The sequence below is a fragment of the Nguyenibacter vanlangensis genome, assembly GCF_013376155.1.
Classification (GTDB): domain Bacteria; phylum Pseudomonadota; class Alphaproteobacteria; order Acetobacterales; family Acetobacteraceae; genus Gluconacetobacter; species Gluconacetobacter vanlangensis.
On the sequence record NZ_JABXXP010000179.1, the window covers coordinates 1 to 5,078 of the forward strand.

General features: G+C 68.4%; 3 protein-coding genes and 1 tRNA gene. 3 read left to right on the forward strand and 1 reads right to left on the reverse strand.

Features of this window, described 5'->3' with window-relative positions; genetic code table 11:
- Positions 1 to 78: 78 nt before the first annotated feature.
- Complete coding sequence (locus HUK84_RS10010; protein WP_176640163.1) at positions 79 to 2,427, forward strand: plasma-membrane proton-efflux P-type ATPase; 2,349 nt, start codon at positions 79 to 81, stop codon at positions 2,425 to 2,427.
- Between the two features lie 69 nt (positions 2,428 to 2,496).
- On the opposite strand, the gene ppa is transcribed toward HUK84_RS10010, so the two are convergent.
- Complete coding sequence (ppa, locus tag HUK84_RS10015; protein WP_176640164.1) at positions 2,497 to 3,021, reverse strand: inorganic diphosphatase; 525 nt, start codon at positions 3,019 to 3,021, stop codon at positions 2,497 to 2,499.
- Positions 3,022 to 3,211: 190 nt separating this feature from the next.
- Between ppa and HUK84_RS10020 the strand changes: the two genes are divergently transcribed.
- Both HUK84_RS10020 and ettA read left to right on the forward strand, forming a co-directional pair.
- A tRNA-Ile gene (locus HUK84_RS10020) sits at positions 3,212 to 3,285 on the forward strand.
- 82 nt (positions 3,286 to 3,367) lie between these two features.
- Positions 3,368 to 5,047 carry an energy-dependent translational throttle protein EttA gene (ettA, locus tag HUK84_RS10025; RefSeq protein ID WP_176640165.1) on the forward strand — a complete coding sequence of 560 codons (1,680 nt, stop codon included), beginning with the start codon at positions 3,368 to 3,370 and terminating at the stop codon, positions 5,045 to 5,047.
- The last annotated feature ends 31 nt before the right edge of the window (positions 5,048 to 5,078 follow it).

Genomic DNA, 5,078 nt, shown 5'->3' on the forward strand with positions numbered 1-5,078 from the left:
CTCTCCGCCGGCCGCGCGGCGGGGCGATAGGGGCGGGCGGTCGGCAACACGACGATCGGTGTCGAGCATGAGGCGTCAATGGAGCAGGCGACGGACAGCACGCAGCATGACGGCCCCGCCGGCCTGACCGAGGCCGAGGCGGAAGGGCGTCTGCGGCATTACGGACCGAACGAGATCGCCGAACGGCGCCCGCGCCCGCTGGTGACGCTCCTGGGCAAGTTCTGGGGCCCCATTCCCTGGATGCTGGAAGCGACGATCCTGCTGCAGGTGGTGCTCGGCAAGGATCTCGAGGCGGCGGTCATCGCCGCATTGCTGGGCGTCAACGCGCTCATCAGCTTCGTCGAGGAAGGACGCGCCGGCAAGGCGCTGGACCTGCTGCGGCACAGGCTCAGCGCGACGGCCCGCGTACGCCGCGACGGTACGTGGCGTTCGCTGCCGGCCGCCGGCCTCGTCCCGGGCGACCTCGTGCATCTGCGCATGGGCGATCTCTCGCCGGCCGACGTCAGGATCCTCGAAGGCGGGATCCTGCTGGACCAGTCGGCATTGACCGGCGAATCCGTGGCCGTGGAGGCAGGGGCCGGCGCCATGGCCTATGCCGCCTCCGTCGTGCGGCGCGGCGAAGCGACGGGCGAGGTCGCGGCGACGGGCCTCGGCACCTATTTCGGCAAGACCGCCGAACTTGTGCGCACCGCGCGCGCGACAAGCCACCTCTCGGTGACGATCTTCAGGATCGTCCGGATTCTCGCCATCATCGACGCCGCCCTGATCACGGCATTGCTGGGTTACGCGGCCTGGGCCGGGATGCCGCTGCGCGACGTGCTGCCTTTCGCGTTGATCCTGCTGGTCGCCTCGGTGCCGGTCGCGCTGCCGGCAACCTTCACCCTGGCAACCGCGCTCGGAGCTGCCGAACTGGCGCGCTCCGGCGTGTTGCTGACCAAGCTCGCGGCGATCGAGGAGGCGGCGGGCATGGACGTGCTATGCACCGACAAGACGGGCACGCTGACCGAGAACCGCCTGACGCTCGCGACGGTCGCGCGCCTCGACGCGGCCTCGGACGACGAACTGGTCCGCCTGGCGGCCTTGGCGTCCGATTCCGCCACGCAGGATCCGATCGACCTCGCCATCCTGGACGCGGCGAAGGCGCGCGGCCTGTTGACCGATCCGCCGGACCGCCTCGCATTCGTGCCGTTCGACCCGGCGACCCGCTATTCGCTCGGCCGCTATCGGGGTCCGGACGGCGAACTGCATGTCGCCAAGGGCGCGCCACAGGCCGTCGCCGCGTTGGTCCGCGCGCCGCCCGACATGACGGAGGCCATCGACAGGCTGGCGGCATCGGGCATGCGGGTCCTTGCCGTGGCGCGCGGCGAAAGCCGCGCCGGACTTCGCCTGGCCGGCCTCATCGGACTGGCGGATCCGCCGCGTCCGGATTCGGCCGCTCTGGTGAAGGGGCTCCAAGATCTCGGCATCCGTGTCGTGATGGTGACGGGCGACAATGCCGCCACCGCGCGCGCCATCGCGGGGCAGGTCGGGATTATGGGAATGTCCGCGGCGCCCGATGCGCTCGACCATCCGCGCGAGGGAGAGGCGCTGGATTACGGCGTCTACGCCCGTGTCTATCCCGAGCACAAGATCCGGCTGATCCGGCTGCTCCAGTCGGCGGGCCATGTGGTGGGCATGACGGGCGACGGGGTCAATGACGCGCCGGCACTGAAACAGGCCGATGTCGGAATCGCCGTCTCCGGCGCCACGGACGTGGCCCGCGCCTCGGCGGGCGTGGTGCTGACCGCGCCGGGCCTCGTGGATGCGCTGACGGCGGTGCGCGCCAGTCGGCGCATCTATCAGCGGATGCTGACCTATACGATCAACAAGATCATGAAGACCCTGGAGATCGCGGTCTTTCTGACCGTCGGCGTGATCGTGACCCATGTCTTCGTCATCACGCCGCTGCTGATCGTGCTGCTGCTGTTCACCAACGATTTCGTCACGATGTCGATCGCCACGGACAATGTCGGCTTCTCGCCGCGTCCGGACCGCTGGAACGTGCGCACCCTGATGCTGACGGGCGGAATTCTCGCATCCGCGGTCCTGGTCCTGTCCTTCACCGTCTTCTTCGTCGGGCGCGCCGCGCTCGGCCTGACGCTCGGCGAACTGCAGACGCTGGTCTTCGTCATGCTGGTGGCGACGGGCCAGGGGAACATCTACCTGGTGCGCGAGCGCGGGCCGTTCTGGCGTTCCCGGCCGGGCCGCTGGCTGCTCGCGGGGTCGCTGGCCGATCTCGCCGTCGTGGCCGCGATGGCGGCACGCGGCATTCTCATGGCACCGGTCAGGCCGATCCTGATCGCCGCGTTGCTGGCGGTCGTGGCAGCGTATCTGCTGGTGCTCGATATCCTGAAAGTTCGCGTGTTCCGCTATCTGGCAATCCATTGAGACCCGGGCAGTCATGGCGGGCGCGCCGCACGCACCCGGCCATGACCGTCGGGAAGGGAGAGCGCCCGCTTACTTCTGGGCCGCGGCGATCGCGGCGGTGATCACCTCGCCGGCTTCCTCGCGCCCGGCCCAGCCGGCCACCTTGACCCACTTGCCCTTCTCCAGGTCCTTGTAGCGGGTGAAGAAATGCTCGATCGCCTGGATGGTGATCTCAGGCAGGTCGGCGATCTTCTCGACCGTGGCATAGTGCGGGTGCACCTTGTCGTGCGGCACGCAGACGATCTTCTCGTCCTGGCCGCTTTCGTCCTCCATGCGCAGCATGCCGATCGGCCGCGCGCGGATCACCGCGCCGGGCACCACCGGGGCCGGGATCAGCACCAGCGCGTCGGCCGGGTCGCCGTCGGCGGCCAGCGTGCCGGGGATGAAGCCATATGCCGCCGGATAGGCCATGGGCGTGAAGAGAACGCGGTCGACGACGACGGCGCCGCTCTCCTTGTCGATTTCGTATTTGACCGACGAGCCCTGGGGGATCTCGATGACGACGTTGATGTCGAACGGCACGTCCTTGCCGGGCGACAGTTTCGATACGTCCATGGCGGCGTTCCTTTTCACGGCATGGGAAGACGTCGCCGAACCTATCGGGGCGCGCGGGCCTTGCCAAGCACGGGGCCAAGCACGGGGCCAAGCGCGGGCGAGTTGCGCCGGCGCGGGACGAATTCGCGGCCGCCGGGCACGCCGGACCTTGCCAAATCGCCGCACATGCGCGAAGTCAGGACCGGCCTGCGCGCCCGTAGCTCAATTGGTCAGAGCGGGCCGCTCATAACGGCTTGGTTGCGGGTTCAAGTCCTGCCGGGCGCAGGCCGTCGCACGGCCCGTCCCCCGGTTCGGGGGCGCGGTCCGCACGACCCTCTTCACCTTTTCGGATATCGGAGCCTTCGTCATGGCCGCCACGCAATATGTCTATGTGATGAAGGACCTGACCAAGGCGTATCCGGGCGGGCGCGAGGTCTTCAAGGGCATCACCCTGTCTTTCCTGCCGGGAGTGAAGATCGGCGTGCTGGGCGTCAACGGCGCCGGCAAATCCACCCTGCTGAAGATCATGGCGGGAATCGAGAAGGAATTCGGCGGCGAGGCCTGGGCCGCCGAGGGCATGAAGATCGGCTATCTGGAGCAGGAGCCGAAGCTGGACGAATCGCTGACCGTCGGCGAGAACGTGGCCCTGGGCTTCGGCGAGCTGAAGCGCGCGGTCGACCGCTTCAACGAGATCTCGATGGCGTTCGCCGAGCCGATGTCGGACGACGAGATGACCGCCCTTCTGGCCGAACAGGCCGAGCTGCAGGAAAAGATCGATGCCGGCGACGGCTGGGAACTGGACCGCAAGATCGACATCGCGCTGGACGCGCTGCGCTGCCCCCCGGCCGACAGCGCGGTGACCCGCCTGTCGGGCGGCGAGCGCCGGCGCGTGGCGCTGTGCCGCCTGCTGCTGGAAAAGCCCGACCTGCTGCTGCTGGACGAGCCGACCAACCATCTCGACGCCGAAAGCGTCGCCTGGCTGGAACGCACGCTGCGCGACTACCAGGGCACGGTGATGGTCATCACCCATGACCGCTACTTCCTCGACAACGTCACCAACTGGATCCTCGAGCTGGAGCGCGGCCGGGGCTTCCCGTTCCAGGGCAACTACTCCTCCTGGCTCGAGCAGAAGCGCAAGCGCCTGGCCCAGGAGGAAAAGGAAGAGAGCGCCCGCCAGCGCGCCCTGGCCGCCGAGCAGGAATGGATCGGCTCCAGCCCCAAGGCACGCCAGGCCAAGAGCAAGTCGCGTATCGCCCGGTACGAGGAAATGCTGGCCCAGAACGCCGAGCGCGCGGGCGGCACCGCCGACATCGTCATCCCGCCGGGCCCCCGCCTGGGCGGCACGGTCATCGAGGCCGAGGATCTGCGCAAGGCGTTCGGCAACCGGCTGCTGATCGACGATCTCAGCTTCAAGCTGCCGCCCGGCGGCATCGTCGGCGTGATCGGGCCGAACGGCGCGGGCAAGTCCACCCTGTTCCGCATGATCGTGGGGCAGGAGCAGCCCGATGCCGGATCGCTGAAGGTCGGCGACACGGTCAAGCTCGGCTATGTCGATCAGTCGCGCGACAGCCTGGACGACGACAAGACCGTCTGGGAGGAAATCTCGGGCGGCACCGACGTCATCTATCTGGGCAAGCGCGCGGTGCCGTCGCGCGCCTATGTCGGCGCCTTCAACTTCAAGGGCCCGGACCAGCAGAAGAAGGTCGGCATCCTGTCGGGCGGCGAGCGCAACCGCGTGCACCTGGCAAAGATGCTGCGCCAGGAAAGCAACGTCATCCTGCTGGACGAACCGACCAACGACCTCGATGTCGACACGCTGCGCGCGCTGGAAGACGCCCTGGCGGAATTCGCCGGCTGCGCCGTGATCATCAGCCATGACCGCTGGTTCCTGGACCGCCTGGCCACCCATATCCTGGCCTTCGAGGGCGACAGCCACGTCGAATGGTTCGAGGGTAATTTCCAGGCCTATGAAGAGGACAAGCGACGTCGACTCGGGCCTGACGCGACCGAGCCCGGGCGGATCAAGTACCGCCCGCTGGCGCGCTGACCCCGCAGGAGAAGCGGGACGGGCGTAAACG

Coding starts and splice junctions, on each gene's coding strand:
- HUK84_RS10010 (WP_176640163.1), top strand. CDS start 79: ATGGAGCAGGCGACGGACAGCACGCAGCATGACGGCCCCGCCGGCCTG.
- ppa (WP_176640164.1), bottom strand. CDS start 3,021: ATGGACGTATCGAAACTGTCGCCCGGCAAGGACGTGCCGTTCGACATC.
- ettA (WP_176640165.1), top strand. CDS start 3,368: ATGGCCGCCACGCAATATGTCTATGTGATGAAGGACCTGACCAAGGCG.